The organism is Pseudomonas sp. AF03-9, from assembly GCF_020515815.1.
Taxonomy (GTDB): domain Bacteria; phylum Pseudomonadota; class Gammaproteobacteria; order Pseudomonadales; family Pseudomonadaceae; genus Aquipseudomonas.
The window spans coordinates 662,863-681,141 of record NZ_JAHPJF010000002.1 but is presented as its reverse complement, the minus strand read 5'-3'; the positions used below and the strand labels follow the sequence as shown (position 1 = coordinate 681,141).

Here is an 18,279-nt window from a genome sequence, read left to right as displayed (position 1 = left end):
AGCCCGCTCCCACATTTTTATGCGTGCCCGCTTGAGATTCGTTTACCGGGTTTGGCGCCAATCAGTTTGGCCTGCCCGTCCTTCTGCTTGCCCGTGCGCGCCTCGCTGATCAACCCCGGGATCAACTTGCCCTCCGGCAGGTTCTTCCAGAACCGACTGGGCAAATGCCCCTCCATCACCTTGGGGTTCAAGCGCGCCGGATTGAAGATGTGGCTGTAGTAGGTCAACCACATCTCACTGTGGGGGTCCTCGACATTCTGCGCCAACTGCCGCCACGCCTCGGGGCATTCACGCTGGTGGATCAGCTGCTCGCCGTCGTAATACACCCCGTCCAACGGCGTGGCGATCATCCAGCGATGGCGCCCCATGCGCCCGACAAAATGCTGGCTGGCAGTTTTCAAGATGTCGTGTGCCGGTTCATGCCACGCCACGTACTCCGGTAATTCGGGCCCTGCCCCGGCCGGCAGCGCAACAAAGCGCACAAACGCATGCAAGTGGTGCGCCTCTCGGCTGACCTGTTTGATCCGCCGCTGCAACTCGCTGCCCAATTTGTCCCCCGCAAGCATCGCCGTGCGGTCGCCATGACTCACGCGCCATAACACTTCATACAACAGGCTCCAACGCTGCTCGCCGTGATAGCAGGCGGCCGACTCGAGCAATTCGAGCAGCGCCTTGGGCACCCGCGTCTGGAACGGACCAAGCCCTGCGGGGATCGGCTCGTCAGTGGCAAACAGGTCGGCCACCTCGGCTTCGCCCCAGCTTACCTGGCTGGGATCGACCTGATGGCTGAGCAGCCAGCGCGCCTGGTCGCGCCAGGTGCTGAACAGGTTGTCGCATTCCAGGCTGATCATCCCCACAAGCCCATTTGCTGCGGCTGCGGACGATCACGCAATTGCTCGCGCAGCAGCACGCTGGTGCTGTCGGCCTGTTGCGGGTGGTAGTCGCTGGTGATGAAAAACGGCTTGGCCTTGGCTAGCACGCAGCGCATGCGTGCGAGGTCTTCGAAGCGGATCTTGCGTTCACGGCGCAGGTCTACCAGCCGTTGGGTGGTGCGCAGGCCAATGCCGGGAATGCGTGCGATCAAGGTCGGTTCGGCGCGGTTGAGGTCCAGGGGGAAGACGTCGCGGTTTTCCAGGGCCCAGGCCAGCTTGGGATCAATATCCAGGGCCAGGTGACCGGGCCCCTTGAACAGTTCGTTGGCGTTGAAGCCGTAGCTGCGCAGCAGGAAATCGGCTTGATACAAGCGGTGCTCGCGCATCAGCGGTGGCGCGGCCAGGGGTACGCTTTTCGGGCTGTTGGGGATGGGGCTGAACGCCGAGTAGTACACGCGGCGCAGCTTGAAGCTGCCGTACAACGCCTCGGCTCCATGCAGGATGGTGCTGTCGTCGGTGTCGTCGGCGCCGACGATCAACTGCGTGCTCTGCCCCGCTGGTGCGAAACGCGGCGCGCGCGGCTCGTTGAATACGGTCTGCTCGCCGGTGTAGATGGTCTGCATGGCCTGCTTGATCGACACGATCTTCTTTTCCGGCGCCAGGGTCTGCAGGCTGGCTTCGGTGGGCAACTCGATGTTCACGCTCAGCCGGTCGGCATAGCGCCCGGCCTCGGCGATCAGCGCCGGGTCGGCATCGGGAATGGTCTTGAGGTGGATGTAGCCGCGGAAGTCATGCTCCTCGCGCAGCAGTTTGGCGACGCGTACCAACTGTTCCATGGTGTAGTCGGAGGAACGGATGATGCCGGAGCTGAGAAACAGCCCGCTGACGCAATTGCGCCGGTAGAAATCCAGGGTGAGGGTCACCACCTCCTCCGGGCTGAAGCGTGCGCGGGGCACGTCGCTGGAGCGGCGGTTGACGCAGTATTGGCAGTCGTAGAGGCAGAAGTTGGTGAGCAACACCTTGAGCAGCGAGACGCAGCGCCCGTCCGGTGTGTAGCTGTGGCAGATGCCCATGCCGTCGGTGGAGCCCAGCCCGACCTTGCCCTCGGAACTGCGCTTGGGCGCGCCGCTGCTGGCGCAGGAAGCGTCGTACTTGGCGGCGTCGGCGAGGATGCTGAGTTTTTCGATCAACTGCATGGAAGGCTACCGATACTGGTTTTTTGTACAGTATCAGCAGCCCCCCTATGTCACAAGTGCAGCCTGTCAGCTCGCGGTAGCGAGCAGCAGGTCTTTCACCGAACGCTCCTGGCCACGGCTGCGGTCGTTTTCGTGCAACGACGCGGCAATTTCATCGGCACGGATCGGCAGTACCGACAGCAGCGTGTCGCTCAAACCATGGCTGGCCTGGCTGAAGCCCTGGATATAAATGCCGGCCTTGCAGCGCTCGTCGGTGACGATGCGGTAATCGCGAGCCACTTCGAAGTCGCCCATGTAGGCTTCCAGCGGTGCCAGCAAGGCGCGATGGGTCTGGCGCTCGTAGCCGGTGGCGAGGATCACTGCATCGTAGTGGTTGACGCAGGTTTCGCCGTTGGCGTTGTTGCGCAGCACCAGTTCAATACCCAGCGGGCCAGGCGTGGCTTTCTCGACCACGGTCATGGTGCGGAACGCCTGGCGCGCGATACCGGAGACTTTCTGGCGGTAGAAGATGCCGTAGATGCGCTCGATCAGATCCAGGTCCACCACCGAATAGTTGGTGTTCTGGTACTCGGCGACCAGGCGTTCGCGCTCCTCGCCCACCTGCTGGAACACCAGGTCGGTGAACGCCGGCGAGAACACTTCGTTGACGAACGGGCTGTCATCCGCCGGCTTGAGCGCCGAACCGCGCAGGATCATGTCGACTTGCACCGACGGGAAGCCGTCGTTGAGGTCGATAAACGCCTCGGCCGCGCTCTGGCCACCGCCGATGATCGCGATACGCATCGCCTTACCGTCGATGCAGGGCTGCTGGGCCATGCGCTCCAGGTACTGGGAATGGTGGAACACCCGGCCGTCACCCTTGAGCGCCTTGAACGCCTCGGGAATACGCGGCGTGCCCCCGGCGCTGACCACCACCGAACGGGTGGTACGCACATGCTGCTCGCCCACTGCGTCGCGGGAGATCACGCGCAACGCTTCAACCTGCTGTTGATGCAGGATCGGCTCGATGGCCAGCACTTCCTCGCCGTAGCGCGCCTGGCTCTGGAACTGCCCGGCGACCCAGCGCAGGTAGTCGTTGTATTCCATGCGGCACGGATAAAAGGTGCCCAGGTTGATGAAATCCACCAGGCGCCCGTGGGTTTTCAGGTAATTGACGAAGGAATAAGGGCTGGTGGGGTTGCGCAGGGTCACCAGGTCCTTGAGGAAAGAAATCTGCAGTTCGCTCTGGGTCACCAGGGTATTGCCGTGCCAGCGGTAGTCCGCCTGCTTGTCGAGAAACAGCACGTCGAGTTTGCCCTGGGCTTTTTCGCGCTCCTGCAGGGCGATGGCCAGCGCCAGGTTCGAAGGGCCGAAACCGATACCGATCAGGTCGTGAACCGCGGGCGAAGCAATTGCCTGTGTCATTCCAGTGTCCTCTGGATAAGCCCCTTGGCGGTGGGGCGGGAATACCTTCAAGACCTGCACAACAGGTCGTGTGTTGATAGGAAACGAGGACAGTGAAATAAAATTTAACCGATCAGCGCTCAGTGTGCGTCCCACTCGCGCATCCGTACCCGGCAGTGCTTCATCGCGTTGACGATGTGTTTTTCCACGAGGCTGCGGGAAATCCCCAGGCGCTCAGCGATTTGCGGGTGGGACAGGCCGTCGAGCTTGCGCAGCAGGAAGCTGTCGCGGCAGGCCTTGGGCAGTTCCGCCAGGGCCCGCTCCACCATCGCCAGGCGCTGCTCGTGGGCGTGGCTGGCGTGGGGCGATGAGTTGGCGAAGCGCCCTTCGGTGTCCAGCACTTCCAGCGGCTCGACCTGGCGCAACGCGTTGCGGCGGTGCCCGTCGATCACCAGGTTCAGCGCCGTGCGGTACAAAAACGCGCGTGGCTGGTCGATCGGCGTGTCGCTGGAGCGCTCCAGCACCCGGACATAAGCGTCATGCACCACATCCTCGGCCACCTGTCGGTTGCCCAGCTTGGCGTTGAGGAAACACACCAGCTCGCGATAGTAGTTTTCCAACATGACTCCCGACCGCCGGAAGAGGCGGCATCCGTTCCTTGTGCACTGTAAGAAAAGATACCCAAACGATGATGGCAGTTTGGGTGCGTGCAATTTATAGTAATTCTCATCTACTTTTAAAGAAGTGTTGTACCAACGGACGTTTTTTTTAACCCATGGAGCTGTAACCGCTTGTGTAACCGCCTAAATCCCCGCGCAACCCCCTCGTTTAACAGTCAGCTCTGCGCAACTGCGCCCCGAACTTCCCTGGCTGGAACCAAAGCATGAAACGCTCTCGACCCGCCCGACGCGCGCTGCTTGTTGTCGCGTGCCTGATCCCCGTCATCGGCGTTGCCGCCTGGCAAGTGCTGCCCTCGGACCGCGACGCCCTCGCCACCGTCACCGTGACCCGCGGCAATATCGAAAACAGCGTCACCGCCCTCGGCACCCTGCAACCGCGCCGCTATGTGGACGTCGGCGCCCAGGCGTCGGGGCAGATCCAGAAGATCCACGTCGAAGCCGGCGACCACGTCACGGCAGGCCAACTGCTGGTGGAAATCGACCCGTCGACGCAAAAAGCCAAGCTTGACGCCAGCCGCTACGGCATCCAGAACCTCAAGGCGCAGTTGCAGGAACAGCAGGCCCAACTGGCACTGGCGCAGCAGAAATACCAGCGCCAGCAACGTCTGACGGCCGGCAACGCCACCCGCGAAGAAGACGTGCAAACCGCCAAGGCCGAGCTGAGCGCCACCCAGGCGCGGGTGGCGATGTTCCAGGCGCAGATCCTCCAGGCCCAGGCCAGCCTGCGCAGCGACGAAGCGGAGCTGGGCTACACGCGCATCTATGCGCCGATGGACGGCACCGTCGTCGCGGTAGACGCCCGCGTCGGCCAGACCCTCAACGCGCAACAACAGACCCCGCTGATCCTGCGCATCGCCAAGCTGTCGCCGATGACCGTGTGGGCGGAAGTCTCGGAGGCCGACATTGGCCACGTCAAACCGGGGATGACTGCGTATTTCACCACCCTCAGCGGCGGCAACCGGCGCTGGACCAGCACCGTGCGGCAGATCCTGCCGATCCCGCCCAAGCCGCTGAACGAAACCCAGGGCAGCGGCAGCCCCAGCAGTTCCAACAAGAGCGGCAGCGGCCGCGTGGTGCTGTACACCGTGCTGCTGGACGTGGACAACAGCGACCACGCGCTGATGGCCGAGATGACCACCCAGGTGTTTTTTGTCGCCAGCCAGGTCAAGGATGCCCTCACCGCCCCCGTCGCCGCGCTGCAGGGTACAGCGAGCGCCGATAAACAGATCGCTCGTGTGGTCGCCAAGAACGGCCGTATCGAGGAACGCGAAGTGCGCCTGGGTATCAGCGACCGCCTGCGCGTCGAAGTGCTCGACGGCTTGAACGAAGGCGATCACCTGCTGATCGGCCCAGCCGACGGCAACGGGGGTTGAGTTGGCCACGCCCCTGATCGAACTCAAGAACATCCGCAAATCCTACGGCGGCGGCGACAGCCCGCAGGTCGACGTGTTGCGCGGCATCGACCTGGCGATCCACGCCGGGGAATTCGTCGCGATTGTCGGCGCGTCCGGCTCGGGCAAATCGACGCTGATGAATATCCTCGGCTGCCTCGACCGCCCCACTGCGGGCGACTACCTGTTCGCCGGGGAAAACGTCGCGCACCTGGACGGCGACGCGCTGGCCTGGCTGCGCCGCGAGGCGTTCGGCTTTGTGTTCCAGGGCTACCACCTGATCCCGTCGGGCTCGGCCCAGGAAAACGTCGAGATGCCGGCGATCTACGCCGGCATCAGCGCCGCTGAACGCCACGCCCGCGCCAAGGCCCTGCTCACCCGCCTGGGCCTGGCCGAGCGCACCGGCAACCGTCCGCACCAACTCTCCGGCGGCCAGCAGCAACGGGTATCGATTGCCCGCGCGCTGATGAACGGCGGCCATATCATCCTGGCCGACGAACCCACCGGCGCCCTCGACAGCCACAGCGGCGCCGAGGTGATGACACTGCTCGACGAACTGGCCAGCCAGGGCCACGTGGTCATCCTGATTACCCACGACCGCGAAGTGGCGGCGCGCGCCAACCGCATCATCGAGATCCGCGACGGCCAGATCATCAGCGACTCGGCCAAAGACGCCAGCTACGTGCCGGCGGTCGCCAACAGTGATGCCTTGCAAGCCGTGGACCTGCGCCAGCGCCTGATCGACGGCGCCGAGCACAATGGCGCGTGGAAGGCCGAACTGGTCGACGCCGTGCAGGCCGCCTGGCGGGTGATGTGGATCAACAAGTTCCGCACCGCGCTGACCTTGCTGGGGATCATCATCGGCGTGGCGTCGGTGGTGGTGATGCTGGCGGTGGGCGAAGGCAGCAAGCGCCAGGTCATGGCGCAGATGGGCGCGTTCGGTTCCAACATCATCTACCTCAGCGGCTCGTCGCCCAACCCGCGTACGCCGCTGGGCATCGTTACCCTCAACGATGTGGCGGCACTGGCGGCGTTGCCCCAGGTCAAGCGCATCATGCCGGTCAATGGCAGCGACGCCGGGATCCGCTTCGGCAACCTCGACTACCTGGCGTACGTGGGCGGCAACGACATCAACTTCCCGGAGATCTTCAACTGGCCGGTGGTCGAGGGCAGCTACTTCACCGAGGCCGATGAGCGCGCCGGGGCCACCGTGGCGGTGATCGGCCATCGCATCCGCGAGAAGCTGTTCAAGGATCTGCCGACGCCGATCGGCCAATACATCCTCATCGAAAACGTGCCGTTCCAGGTGATCGGCGTGCTCGCGGAAAAAGGCTCCAGCTCCGGCAACAAGGACAGCGACGACCGCGTCGCCATCCCCTACACCGCCGCCAGCGTGCGCCTGTTCGGCACCTATAACCCGGAATACGTGGCGATTGCCGCCGCCGATGCGCGCAAGGTCCACGAAGCCGAGCGGGCCATCGACCAGTTGATGCTCAAGTTGCACAACGGCAAGCGCGACTACCAGCTGACCAACAACGCGGCGATGATCCAGGCCGAGGCGCGCACGCAGAATACGCTGTCGCTGATGCTCGGTTCGATTGCCGCAATCTCGCTGCTGGTGGGCGGTATCGGTGTGATGAACATCATGCTGATGACCGTCCGCGAGCGTACCCGTGAAATCGGTATCCGCATGGCCACCGGCGCACGCCAGCGCGACATCCTGCGCCAGTTCCTCACCGAAGCGGTGATGCTCTCGGTGGTCGGCGGCCTGTTCGGCATCGCCCTCGCGCTGCTCGTCGGCGGCGTGTTGGTGCTGGCCGAAGTGGCCGTGCAATTTTCCCTGGTGGCGGTGTTCGGCGCGTTTGGCTGTGCGCTGGTCACCGGTGTCATCTTCGGCTTCATGCCGGCCCGTAAAGCTGCCCGGCTCGATCCGGTTAAGGCGTTGACCAGTGAATAAACCGTCCCTTTACCTGCCCGGCCTGTGCCTGTTGCTCAGCGCCTGCGCCGGCCAGCCGCCGGCTGTCGACAGCGGCATCGCCGCACCCGCCGCCTGGCAATATGCCGAACGCGAGACGGCGCAGGCCCGCAATGCACGGTGGTGGACGCAGTTCGGCAGCCCACAGCTCAACCGCTTGATCGAGCAGGCGCGCCGCGACAGTTTCGACGTCGCCGCCGCCATGGCCCGCGTGCGCCAGGCCCAGGCCAGCGCGGTGATCGCCGGTGCGCCGCTGCTGCCCGAGGTGAAGTTCAACCTCACCGCCAGCCGTGAACGGCTGTTGCGCGGCAGCGGCAACTCAGACCTGAACGCCACTGCGAGCAACAACACCGTCAACAGTTATGACACCAACTTCACCGCCAGCTATGAACTGGACTTCTGGGGTGGCCGCGCCGCCGCCCGCGACAGCGCGGTGCAGACCTTGCGCGCCAGTGAGTTCGACCAGGCCACAGTGGAGCTGACCCTGCTCGGCAACGTCGCCGACCGCTACGCGCAGACCCTCGCCGCACGCGAGCGCCAACAGATCGCCGCGCTCAACCTGGCCAATGCGCGCAACGTGCTCGACCTGGTGCAGACCCGCTACGACGCCGGCTCCGCCACTGCCCTGGAACTGGCCCAGCAGAAAAGCCTGGTGGCCAGCCAGCAACGGCAATTGCCGTTGATCGAGCAGCTGGCCGAAGAGTCGCAGATCACCCTCGCCGCCCTGCTCGGCCAACCCGTCCAAGCCGTGGACCTGGGCAACGAAACGTTCCAGGCCCTGACCTGGCCGACCATCGGCAGCGGTGTGCCGAGCCAGTTGCTCAGCCGGCGCCCCGACCTGGCCCAGGCCGAAGCGCAACTGGCCGCCGCCAGTGCTGACGTCACCGTCGCCCGCGCCGCCATGCTGCCAACCCTGACCCTTGGCGCCACACTCGGCAGCGGCGCCTACAAGGCCAACGAAATCCTGCGCAGCCCGTTCTACACCCTGACGTCCGGCCTGATCGCGCCGATCTTCAACAATGGCCGTTTAAGCGCCGAGCGCGACAAGGCCCGCGCACGCCAGGATGAGCTGCTGCAAACCTATCGCGGCGCGATCATCAACGGCTTTGCCGATGTGGAAAAATCCCTCAGCAACATCACCCGCCTCGACCAGCAGCGCCACTGGCAAACCGAAGAACTGCAACAGGCGCAGACGGCCTTCCAGATCGCTCAAAGCCGCTACCAGGCAGGCGCCGCGGACTTGCTGACGGTCCTGGAAACCCAGCGCACCCTGTACGCGGCCCAGGATTTGAACGTGCAGTTGCGGCTGTCGCGCGTACAAGCCAGCATCGCCCTGTACAAAGCACTGGGGGGCGGCTGGGAAAGCAATATCCGATAAACAAAACTCCATTTCCTTACAGAAGCTGTCTGTTCGCCCTACATTTTTTGACCCGGGGTCCTTGGTAAAAAAGCCGCTATCTCACGGCTGCCCGGGACCTCATGATGACTGTTGTAAAACACCTGCTCTGCGCCTGCCTGTGGCTGACGGCAAGCCTTGCCCATGGCTTGCCGCTGATCAGCCCCACCGCCATCGACTGGCAACTGGACTGCCGCCTCCCCGCCTTCGCACACTTGGCTCCCGACGTGCTTGAGCGCACCCAATGCGGCATCGTCACCGTGCCGCGCAACTACGCCGCGCCCCGGCAAGGCAAACTGCGCCTGTACCTGACCCGCGTCGGCGCCCGCGACCCGCTGAGCCGCCAAGGCGTGGTGTTCGCCCAACCCGGCAACAGCCCCCAGGCCAACCACAGCGGCACCTTCGCCATCCTCCTGGCCGGCAGTTGGAGTGCCCATTCCACCCAGGCCTATCGCACCCTGCTCAATCGCTACGATGTGGTCGAACTCACCCCGCGTGATCTCAGCCAGGAGAGCGGGGTCGAAAACGCGGCACGGGACATGGAGTTCGTCCGCGCCCAACTTGAAGAGACCCAGCTCAATTACCTCGGCAGCGCCGACGCCACACGCCTGGGCAGTCGCTACGCGGCGCTGTTTCCCGAGCGGGTCGCGCGCATGGTGCTGGTCAACGCCGAGCGTGGCGAGGCGAACCTTACGCAAGTCGAGCAATTGCGCCTCAAGGCACCACCCAAGTCTGAGGCCAGTGCATGTGTGATCCGATGGGTCGGCGACTTCCTCGCCTTCGGCAAGCAGCCGCCACCTGCCACCCACTGCCTCGACAAAGGCGATTGGGAGTAGCGCACCGTTTGCGACCTGTTGCCGCTGAAAACGACACCTTGCGTTGACGCTCCAGGCTAATCGTTATTAAGTGCTATTTATCCGCATTAATACGATAAATCGACGCCATGCTAAGCCGCCCGCTGAAACGCAAACGCCAGAAGCTCTCCGACGTGATTGTCGAGTCGGTCAAGCGCTCCATCGTCACCGACGCCTTGAAGCCCGGCGACCGTTTGCCCACCGAGCGCGAGCTGATGGAAAGCTTCCAGTGCTCCAAAGGCTCGGCCCGCGAGGCGCTCAAGGCCCTTGAGGTCGAGGGTTTGGTGAGCACGCGCACCGGGCCCAGCGGCGGTGCATACCTCAACCAGGCCGGCACCGAACCGGCCAGCCGCGCGCTGCGTAACTACCTGCACTTCCAGCATCTGGATGGCGAGCAGGTGTATCAGTTGCGCAAGGTCATCGAAGTGGAACTGGCGGTCTCGGTGCTGGGGCGCTTGAGCGAAGACGACTACCAGGCCCTGCAAGACAACGTGGCCTTCTGCAGCGCCCCGGAAGACAGCGAGGCCGGTCAACGCGAACAGCGCCTGGCAGAACTGGAGTTCCACAACCTGCTGGCCAAGGCGTGCCCCAACCCGTTGCTGAGTTTCATGGCGCAGTTCCTCAATGATCTGCTGCGCGACCTGGTGGTGCTGAAAAAGGCCTACAAACCCAAGCGCAAGCAGTTCGACGCCGCCAACCTCGACTATCACAAACAGTTGCTGATTGCCTTTCGCGCCGGTGATGAAAGCGCGGTGCGCGGTTTGATGCATGAACATATGTGCGATGCCGAACACCACATGACCGCGCTTGAAGGCCAGGTCAGCCCGCATTTTCTACTGGAGTTCGATCATCGCCCCTAAAGACAACACAGTTCCAATGTGGGAGCGGGCTTGCTCGCGAATGCGGTGGGCCAGCAAAGCATCTCGTCACTGATGCACCGCATTCGCGAGCAAGCCCGCTCCCACATTTTGACCGCATTCCAACCAACACTCGCGTCATCCAATAAATAACAGGCCTGCCCACAGGCCCAAGCTCCACCGTATCGCCCTTGCCGCTCCTGCCAATAACTAAACCAGGGAGTCACCCCATGCAGCGTCGTACGTTATTGAAAGCCAGCCTCACCGCAGCCGCCGCCCTCAGCCTCCCGCTGAGCGTGCGCCACGCATTCGCCGCCGAGCCCTTTACCTTTTACGGCCTCAAGTCCATGTCCGGCGCCTTTGCCAGCTATGGCAAGTTTGCCGACATGGGTTCGCGCCTGGCGGTGGAACAACACGCCACCCTTCTCGGCCGCCCGCTGAACTACAAGGTCATCGACACCGAAGGCAACGCCGGCAAGGCGGTGCGCAAGGTGCAGGAAGCCATCCAGCAGGACGGCGCGCGGTTCTTCCAGGGCTGCACATTGTCGTCGTCGGCGCTCGCGGTGGCCAAGGAAGTGGACAAGGTCGGCGGCGTGTTCATGACCCCGGTGGGCGCCGATGAAGTCACTGGCAAGGATTGCAATCGCGCGACATTCCGCTGGTCGGTGCCCACCTACGGCGCGATTCGCGAAACCATGCTGCCGCTGATCAAGCTGCTGCCGGACGCCAAGCGCTGGTACACCATCACCCCGCAATACGTGTTTGGCGAAGCGCTGCTCGAAGGCGCCAAAAGTGTGCTCAAGGACAGCGGCCTGGAACACATCGGCAACAGCTATCACTCGTTGCAGGAACAGGAATTCTCCGGTTACCTGACCAACGCCATCGCCGCCAAACCCGACGTGCTAGTGCTGCTCAACTTCGGCAGCCAGTCGTCAAACACCCTGCGCCAGGCAGTGAACTTCGGCATCAAGCAGCGCATGAAAGTACTGCTGGTATGGTCCGCCGGCCTCGACCAGTTCCAGGAACTGGGCAGCGACATCCTTGAAGGCGTGTACCTGGGCGCGCAGTACTGGCATCAGGTCGACACCCCGCTCAACCGCGAACTGGTCAAGCTGACCCAGGCCAAATACGGGATCAACCCCACCTACCCGCTGGCCGCCGACTACATCAGCACCAAGGTCATGCTCGACACCATCGTCGCCACCGGCAGCTTCGACGGGCCGACCGTGGCCAAGGCCATGCAGGGCCTGAGCTTCGATGGCCCGACCGGCAAGGAATCGATCCGCGCCGGCGACCACCAGGTGATCAAGGATTACTACCTGCTCGTCGGCAAAGCCGCCAGCGAGATGGCCGACAAGGACGACCTGGCCAAAGTGCTAAGCGCCGGCCAATCCTTCCCGCCAGTGGACGCCACGGGCTGCACGCTCGCCTGACCCCCTGAATATTGCAGGCAGGGCCGCGCAAGCGGCGTCCTGCCGAGGGTTCCTGCATGCTTAATCTTTACCTGTTCCAGATCCTCAACGGCCTCGGGCTGGGGATGATCTACTTCCTCATCGCCGTCGGTCTGACCATCATTTTCGGCCTGCTCAACTTCGTCAACTTTGCCCATGGCGCGTTCTTTTTGCTCGGTGCCTACATCTGCTACACCGCCGTGAGCCTCACCGGCAACTTCTGGCTGGCGCTGCTGATCGCGCCGCTGGTGGTGGCCGCTTTGGCGTGGGTGATCGAGCGATTATTGATCCAGCGCATCTATCACTTGCCACACATGTTCCAGATCCTGGTGACCTTGGGGATAGCGCTGATCATCCAGGAGGCCAGCGTGATGATCTGGGGCCCGGTGGGCAAAAGCGTCGCCGTGCCGGAACTGCTGCGCGGGGTGCTGGTGATCGGTGACTTTGTGTACCCGCACTATCGCCTGTTCCTGATCGGCTTCTCGGGGCTGGTCGGCCTGGGCCTGTGGCTGCTGCTGGAACGCACGCGCTTCGGCGCCCTGGTGCGCGCCGGCAGTGAAAGCACCGAGACCGTGTCGCTGCTGGGCACCAATATTTTCCGTTTGTTCTCGATGACCTTCGCCCTCGGGGTGGCCCTGGCTGGTGTCGCCGGGGTGCTGTTCGCGCCCTTGCGCGGCGCACAGCCCTTTGTCGGCCCGGAAATTCTCGGCGTGGCCTTCGTGGTGGTGGTGATCGGCGGCATGGGGTCGTTCAGCGGAGCGCTGGTCGGCGGTTTATTGGTCGGCGTGGTGCAAAGCCTGATGACCACACTCTGGCCCCAGGGTGCGAGCCTGATGATCTACGGCGCGATGGCCGTGGTGATTCTGGTGCGCCCTTACGGCCTGTTCGGGAGAGCCTGACATGAGCGAGAAAAATCCCCTGCCGTTTGCCAAGACCCAATCCCGTGCGATGTTGCTGTGGGTGCTGGCCGTACTGATCGGCCTGCCGTTGATCTTGCCTTCGGCGACCCTGGCCACCGAGATCCTGATCTTTGCCATGGCCGCCCTCGCCTGCAACCTGCTGCTGGGCTATACCGGGCTGCTGTCGTTCGGCCAGGGCATCTTCTTTGGTGCCGGGGCATATTGCGCGGCGCTGCTGATGCTGCATTTGCAGATGGGCCTGTTCACTGCGTTGCTCGGCGCGGCCGTGGCCGGTGGTTTCCTGGCCTTGTTGGTCGGCGCCCTGGCGATCCGCCGCACCGGCATCTACTTCGTGATGCTGACCCTGGCCTTCAGCCAGATGGCCTACTTCGTCGCCTACACCCTCAGCGACTGGACCGGCGGCGACAACGGCCTGCTCAGCGTGCCGCGCCCGGAAATCCGCGTCGGTGACACTGTGCTGCTATCCCTGGCCGACGCCCGCGCCTTCTACGGCTTTGTGGCGGTGCTGTTCCTGCTGATCTTTATCGGCGCGCGCCGGGTCATCGCCTCGCCCTTTGGCAGCACGCTGATGGCGATCCGCGAAAACGAAACCCGCGCCGCGGCGATCGGCTACGACACGCGTCATTTCAAGATCCTGGTGTTTGTGCTGTCCGGCGCAGTCACCGGGATCGCCGGTGCGTTGTACGCGATGCTGCTGCACTTCGTGCCGCTGTCGAACATCGACCTGGCGATGTCCGAGAACATCCTGATCATGACCATCGTCGGCGGCACCGGCTCGCTGTTCGGCTCGTTGCTGGGTGCCGGCTCCATCGTGCTGCTGGGGGATTTCCTCTCCGACCTGTGGCCACGCTGGCTGATGCTGCTGGGGGTGATCCTGATCCTGGTGGTGATCTTCATGCGCGGTGGTTTGTGGGGCGGCCTGGCGTCGCTGTTTGAAAAAGTGCGCGGCGCTCGCAAGCCCGCAGTGGTGGCCAAGGAGGAAGTGCTATGAGCATCCTGCTGGAAACAGAGAACCTGGAACTGGCCTACGGCGCCTTCCATGCGGTGAACGGCGTCAACCTCAAGGTCGAAGCCGGCACCATCCACACCATCATCGGCCCCAACGGTGCGGGCAAGACCAGCCTGTTCCATTGCCTCACCGGCGAGCGCCAGGCCACCGCCGGGGCAATCCATTTCGACGGCAAGAACCTGATGCGCAAACCGGCCCACGGCCGCGTCGGCCTGGGCATGGCGCGCTCGTTCCAGTTGACCAGCCTGTTCCAGAACCTCAGCGTGCGCGAAAACCTGCGCCTGGCCGCCCAAGGCCGTGACGGTGCGCGGGCGCTGAACTTCTGGCGCCGTGTCGACAGCAAACGCGAGCACCTGGAGATGGCCGACCAGGTCTTGGAACGCCTGCAACTCACTGCCCGCGCCGACACCCTGGCCGGCGAGTTGTCCCACGGCCAGCAGCGGGTGCTGGAGGTGGGCATGTCGATCTGCTCCAAGCCCAAACTGTTGATGCTCGACGAGCCCACCTCGGGCATGGGCATCGATGACATCCCGATCATGACCCAACTGATCAGTGACCTCGGTCGCGACCACACGGTGCTGCTGATCGAACACAACATGAGCATCGTCATGTCCATCAGCCAACGCATCACGGTGATGAGCCACGGGCAGATCCTGGTGGAAGGCACGCCGGAATTCGTGCGCGCCGATGAACGTGTGCGCACTGCGTATCTGGGGGAGGCCGCCTGATGCTGATCGTCGAGAATATCCATTCCTACTACGACAAGAGCCACGTGCTCGAAGGCGTGTCGCTGAACGTCAACCCTGGTGAGCTGGTAACGCTGCTGGGGCGCAACGGCGCGGGCAAGACCACTACGTTGCGCAGCATCCTCGGCATCATCTGCCCGCGCCAGGGCCAGATTCACTTCAACGGCCAGGCGCTGGTGGGGCAGAAGATTTTTGAAATTGCGCGCCAAGGCTTGGCGCTGGTGCCGGAGAACCGCGGGATCTTCCGTTTGCTCACGGTCGAGGAAAACCTGCGCATCGCCGCCCGCAAGACCAGCCGCTGGCAGCTGGAAGACGTGTACGGCATGTTCCCGCGCCTCAAGGAACGGCGCAAAAACGCCGGGCATGCCTTGTCCGGCGGCGAGCAGCAGATGCTCGCCATTGCCCGCGCCCTGCTCAATGACCCCAAGTTGCTGATCCTCGATGAACCCACCGAAGGCCTCGCCCCGGTGATCGTCGACGAATTGGTGAAGATCCTGCGCAAGATCAAGGACGACGGCCTGCCGGTGCTGCTGGTGGAACAGAACCTGATGGTCTGCGACAAGCTCGCCGACCGCCATTACGTACTCGAACAGGGCCGCGTGGTCTACGAAGGCAGCGCCGCCGCCTTCCGCGCCGACCCGAGCATCAAGAACCGCTATTTGGCCCTGAGTGCCTGACCGGAGAATGCAGATGAACAGTTTTGCGCAACCGCTCCAGAGCAACGCCCCGCTGATCAACCGCGACCGCCTGTGGCAGTCGCTGATGGACCTGGCCCAACTCGGCGCCACGCTAAAAGGCGGCGTGTGCCGCCTGGCCCTCACCGACCTCGACCGCCAGGCCCGCGACCTGTTTGTGCAGTGGTGCGAAGCGGCCGGGTGCAGCGTCAGTGTGGATGCCATCGGCAATATCTTTGCGCGCCGCGCCGGGCGCAATCCCGCCCTGCCCCCGGTGATGACCGGCAGCCATATAGACACGCAACCCACCGGCGGCAAGTTCGACGGCTGCTACGGGGTGATGGCCGGGCTGGAAGTGATCCGCACCCTGAACGATCTGAAGATTGAAACCGAAGCGCCGATTGAAGTGGTGGTGTGGACCAACGAAGAAGGCTCGCGTTTTCCGCCGTGCATGATGGGTTCCGGCGTGTTTGCCGGGAAATTCGATTTGCAGGAGACCCTGGCCAAGCTCGATGACCAGGGCCTGTCGGTGGGTGCCGAGTTGCAGCGCATCGGTTATGCCGGTTCGCGCGCGGTGCTGGGCCACCCGGTGGGGGCGTATTTCGAAGCGCATATCGAACAAGGCCCGGTGCTGGAAGATCGCGCCACCACCATTGGCGTGGTCATGGGTTGCCTGGGCCAGAAGTGGTTCGACCTGACCTTCACCGGCGTCGAAGCCCACGCCGGGCCGACACCGATGCACCTGCGCAAGGACGCACTGGTCGGCGCTGCCGAGGTGGTCAGTGCAGTCAACCGTATTGCCCATCAACAGCAACCCCACGCCTGCGGCACGGTGGGTTGCCTGAGCCTGCATCCGGGTTCGCGCAATGTGATTCCGGGCCAGGTGCACATGACCCTCGACCTGCGCCACCTGCATGCCGACAAGCTGCAAGCCATGGTCGACGAGGTGCGCGGTGTGATTGAAGCCACGGCACAACAACACGGCCTGGCTTATGAGCTGACACCGACGGCCGACTTCCCGCCGCTGGACTTCGACCCGGCCTGCGTCAACGCCGTGCGCGACGCTGCGCGCAGCCTGGGCCTGAGCCATATGGACATCGTCAGCGGCGCCGGGCATGACGCGATTTTCGTCGCGGAACTGGGCCCGGCCGGGATGATCTTTGTGCCGTGCGAAGGTGGTATCAGCCACAACGAAATCGAAAACGCCGCGCCGGATGACCTGGCGGCGGGCTGCGCGGTGTTGCTGCGGGCCATGGTCAATGCGGCGCAGGGGGATCGGGCATGAGCGATATCGGGCAACTGACGGCGGTGCAATTGCTGGCGCATTTTCGCGACAAGACCCTGTCGCCGGTGGAGGTCACCGAGGATGCCTTGCTGCGCATCGAACGCTACAACCCGGTGGTAAACGCTTACTGCCATGTGGACCCGGAGGGCGCGTTGCACGCTGCGCGCGCCTCGGAACAACGCTGGTTCAAGGGCCAGCCGTGCGGCGCGCTGGACGGTGTACCGGCCTCCATCAAAGACCTCACGCTGACGCTCGGCATGCCGACCCGCAAGGGCTCGCGCACCTCATCTGCCGACGGTCCGTGGGACGTCGACGCGCCCTTCCCGGCCTTTATGCGCAAGGCCGGCGCGGTATTGCTGGGCAAAACCACCACGCCGGAATTCGGCTGGAAAGGCGTCACCGACAACCCGCTATACGGCATCACCCGCAACCCGTGGGACACGCGGACCACGGCGGGTGGTTCGTCCGGCGGCGCGGGGGCGGCGGCGGCGTTGAACCTGGGGGTGTTGCACCAGGGCAGTGATGCGGGCGGCTCGATCCGTATCCCCTGTGCGTTTACCGGCACGTTCGGGATCAAGCCGACCTTTGGTTATGTGCCGCAGTGGCCGGCCAGTTCCATGACGATTCTGTCGCACCTGGGGCCGATGACCCGCACGGTGCAAGACAGCGTATTGATGCTGCAAACCATCGCCCAGCCGGATGCGCGGGACGGTTTGAGCGGTGCGCCGAGGACTGCGCCGTGGCTGACGCCGGGGGCAGACTTGAAGGGCTTGCGGGTAGCGTACAGCCCTGCGTTCGGCTACGTGGACGTGGACCCGCAAGTGGCTAAAGTGGTCGCCCAGGCGGTTGAGGGGTTGGTGCGATTGGGCGCTCATGTCGAACAGATCGACCCCGGTTTCAGCGACCCGCTGGAGGTGTTCAGCACCCTGTGGGCAGCCGGGGCCGCACGTTTGACCGGTTCGATGAGCGACGCGCAAAAACAGCTCTTGGACCCCGGCCTGCTGCGCATCGCGCAACGGGGCGAACGCTTGAGCCTGGATGACTTCAGCGCGGCCCTTGAAGCGCGGGCGGCGTTGGTAGCGCGGATGGCTGCGTTCCACCAACATTACGACGTGCTGGTCTCGCCAATGATGCCGATCACCGCATTCGACGCCGGGCACGACGTCCCGCCGGGCTCCGGGTTGCAGGAATGGACCGAATGGACACCGTTCACCTACCCCTTCAATCTCACCCAGCAACCGGCCGCGTCAGTGCCCTGCGGGTTGGCGGCGAATGGCTTGCCGGTGGGGTTGCATGTGGTCGGTGCGCGGTTTGCCGATGATGTGGTGTTGCGGGTTTGCCAGGCTTATTCAAAGGCATTCCCTACCCAGCACCTGCAAGCCCCAGTAACTCCGACCTGAAATGCAATTGAATGTGGGAGATTGGCAGTGCCCGGGCGATCTCCAGCCGAGCACTCACTCCCCATCAACCCCCATCAACTGTGGGAGCGGGCTTGCCCGCGAAAGCGGAGTGTCAGTCACAGAATTATCGACTGATCCACCGTCTTCGCGAGCAAGCCCGCTCCCACACAAGCCCGCGCCCACAGTTCTG

General features: G+C 63.8%; 16 protein-coding genes. 12 read left to right on the top strand and 4 right to left on the bottom strand.

Annotated elements, in window-relative coordinates; translation table 11 throughout:
• Positions 1–17: 17 nt before the first annotated feature.
• From LIY36_RS06830 to LIY36_RS06815, 4 genes are all read right to left on the bottom strand, one after another.
• A complete protein-coding gene (locus LIY36_RS06830) occupies positions 18–851 on the bottom strand; it encodes a TIGR03915 family putative DNA repair protein (protein ID WP_226455202.1) in 834 nt (277 codons plus the stop codon).
• Entirely contained in the window at positions 848–2,068 is a 1,221-nt protein-coding gene (locus LIY36_RS06825) for a putative DNA modification/repair radical SAM protein (RefSeq protein ID WP_226455201.1), read from the bottom strand. Before LIY36_RS06825 ends, LIY36_RS06830 begins: the two co-directional genes overlap by 4 nt.
• A 66-nt stretch (positions 2,069–2,134) precedes the next feature.
• Complete coding sequence (locus LIY36_RS06820; protein WP_226455200.1) at positions 2,135–3,472, bottom strand: lysine N(6)-hydroxylase/L-ornithine N(5)-oxygenase family protein; 1,338 nt, start codon at positions 3,470–3,472, stop codon at positions 2,135–2,137.
• A 119-nt stretch (positions 3,473–3,591) separates the two neighbouring features.
• Entirely contained in the window at positions 3,592–4,074 is a 483-nt protein-coding gene (locus LIY36_RS06815) for a sigma-70 family RNA polymerase sigma factor (protein ID WP_192296721.1), read from the bottom strand.
• 260 nt (positions 4,075–4,334) lie between these two features.
• On the opposite strand from LIY36_RS06815, the gene LIY36_RS06810 reads away from it, so the two are divergent.
• From LIY36_RS06810 to LIY36_RS06755, 12 genes are all read left to right on the top strand, one after another.
• Positions 4,335–5,504 carry an efflux RND transporter periplasmic adaptor subunit gene (locus LIY36_RS06810; protein WP_226455199.1) on the top strand — a complete coding sequence of 390 codons (1,170 nt, stop codon included), beginning with the start codon at positions 4,335–4,337 and terminating at the stop codon, positions 5,502–5,504.
• A 1-nt stretch (position 5,505) separates the two neighbouring features.
• Positions 5,506–7,479, top strand: a complete 1,974-nt coding sequence (locus LIY36_RS06805; protein WP_226455198.1) for a MacB family efflux pump subunit — start codon at positions 5,506–5,508, stop codon at positions 7,477–7,479.
• Positions 7,472–8,875 (top strand): efflux transporter outer membrane subunit, encoded by a 1,404-nt coding sequence (locus LIY36_RS06800; RefSeq protein ID WP_226455197.1) that lies wholly within the window; start codon positions 7,472–7,474, stop codon positions 8,873–8,875. Before LIY36_RS06805 ends, LIY36_RS06800 begins: the two co-directional genes overlap by 8 nt.
• A 104-nt stretch (positions 8,876–8,979) precedes the next feature.
• A complete protein-coding gene (locus LIY36_RS06795) occupies positions 8,980–9,729 on the top strand; it encodes an alpha/beta fold hydrolase (protein WP_226455196.1) in 750 nt (249 codons plus the stop codon).
• Positions 9,730–9,836: 107 nt separating this feature from the next.
• A complete protein-coding gene (locus LIY36_RS06790; RefSeq protein WP_226455195.1) occupies positions 9,837–10,607 on the top strand; it encodes a FadR/GntR family transcriptional regulator in 771 nt (256 codons plus the stop codon).
• Between the two features lie 227 nt (positions 10,608–10,834).
• Entirely contained in the window at positions 10,835–12,037 is a 1,203-nt protein-coding gene (locus LIY36_RS06785) for an ABC transporter substrate-binding protein (RefSeq protein ID WP_226455194.1), read from the top strand.
• Positions 12,038–12,093: 56 nt separating this feature from the next.
• Complete coding sequence (locus tag LIY36_RS06780; protein ID WP_192296728.1) at positions 12,094–12,954, top strand: branched-chain amino acid ABC transporter permease; 861 nt, start codon at positions 12,094–12,096, stop codon at positions 12,952–12,954.
• A 1-nt stretch (position 12,955) separates the two neighbouring features.
• Entirely contained in the window at positions 12,956–13,966 is a 1,011-nt protein-coding gene (locus tag LIY36_RS06775; RefSeq protein ID WP_192296729.1) for a branched-chain amino acid ABC transporter permease, read from the top strand.
• On the top strand, positions 13,963–14,712 hold the full coding sequence (locus LIY36_RS06770) for an ABC transporter ATP-binding protein (RefSeq protein WP_192296730.1): 750 nt from the start codon (positions 13,963–13,965) through the stop codon (positions 14,710–14,712). Before LIY36_RS06775 ends, LIY36_RS06770 begins: the two co-directional genes overlap by 4 nt.
• Positions 14,712–15,407 (top strand): ABC transporter ATP-binding protein, encoded by a 696-nt coding sequence (locus LIY36_RS06765; protein WP_226455193.1) that lies wholly within the window; start codon positions 14,712–14,714, stop codon positions 15,405–15,407. The genes LIY36_RS06770 and LIY36_RS06765 overlap by 1 nt, the downstream gene beginning before the upstream one ends.
• A gap of 13 nt (positions 15,408–15,420) precedes the next feature.
• Positions 15,421–16,689 (top strand): Zn-dependent hydrolase, encoded by a 1,269-nt coding sequence (locus LIY36_RS06760; protein ID WP_226455192.1) that lies wholly within the window; start codon positions 15,421–15,423, stop codon positions 16,687–16,689.
• A complete protein-coding gene (locus LIY36_RS06755) occupies positions 16,686–18,089 on the top strand; it encodes an amidase (RefSeq protein WP_226455191.1) in 1,404 nt (467 codons plus the stop codon). The genes LIY36_RS06760 and LIY36_RS06755 overlap by 4 nt, the downstream gene beginning before the upstream one ends.
• Positions 18,090–18,279 lie beyond the last annotated feature (190 nt).

What these genes read in the sequence shown, in the direction of transcription:
- LIY36_RS06810 (WP_226455199.1), top strand. Translation starts at nt 4,335, where the DNA reads ATGAAACGCTCTCGACCCGCCCGACGCGCGCTGCTTGTTGTCGCGTGC.
- LIY36_RS06755 (WP_226455191.1), top strand. Translation starts at nt 16,686, where the DNA reads ATGAGCGATATCGGGCAACTGACGGCGGTGCAATTGCTGGCGCATTTT.
- LIY36_RS06780 (WP_192296728.1), top strand. Translation starts at nt 12,094, where the DNA reads ATGCTTAATCTTTACCTGTTCCAGATCCTCAACGGCCTCGGGCTGGGG.
- LIY36_RS06795 (WP_226455196.1), top strand. Translation starts at nt 8,980, where the DNA reads ATGACTGTTGTAAAACACCTGCTCTGCGCCTGCCTGTGGCTGACGGCA.
- LIY36_RS06830 (WP_226455202.1), bottom strand. Translation starts at nt 851, where the DNA reads ATGATCAGCCTGGAATGCGACAACCTGTTCAGCACCTGGCGCGACCAG.
- LIY36_RS06790 (WP_226455195.1), top strand. Translation starts at nt 9,837, where the DNA reads ATGCTAAGCCGCCCGCTGAAACGCAAACGCCAGAAGCTCTCCGACGTG.
- LIY36_RS06815 (WP_192296721.1), bottom strand. Translation starts at nt 4,074, where the DNA reads ATGTTGGAAAACTACTATCGCGAGCTGGTGTGTTTCCTCAACGCCAAG.
- LIY36_RS06820 (WP_226455200.1), bottom strand. Translation starts at nt 3,472, where the DNA reads ATGACACAGGCAATTGCTTCGCCCGCGGTTCACGACCTGATCGGTATC.
- LIY36_RS06760 (WP_226455192.1), top strand. Translation starts at nt 15,421, where the DNA reads ATGAACAGTTTTGCGCAACCGCTCCAGAGCAACGCCCCGCTGATCAAC.
- LIY36_RS06785 (WP_226455194.1), top strand. Translation starts at nt 10,835, where the DNA reads ATGCAGCGTCGTACGTTATTGAAAGCCAGCCTCACCGCAGCCGCCGCC.
- LIY36_RS06765 (WP_226455193.1), top strand. Translation starts at nt 14,712, where the DNA reads ATGCTGATCGTCGAGAATATCCATTCCTACTACGACAAGAGCCACGTG.
- LIY36_RS06770 (WP_192296730.1), top strand. Translation starts at nt 13,963, where the DNA reads ATGAGCATCCTGCTGGAAACAGAGAACCTGGAACTGGCCTACGGCGCC.
- LIY36_RS06775 (WP_192296729.1), top strand. Translation starts at nt 12,956, where the DNA reads ATGAGCGAGAAAAATCCCCTGCCGTTTGCCAAGACCCAATCCCGTGCG.
- LIY36_RS06825 (WP_226455201.1), bottom strand. Translation starts at nt 2,068, where the DNA reads ATGCAGTTGATCGAAAAACTCAGCATCCTCGCCGACGCCGCCAAGTAC.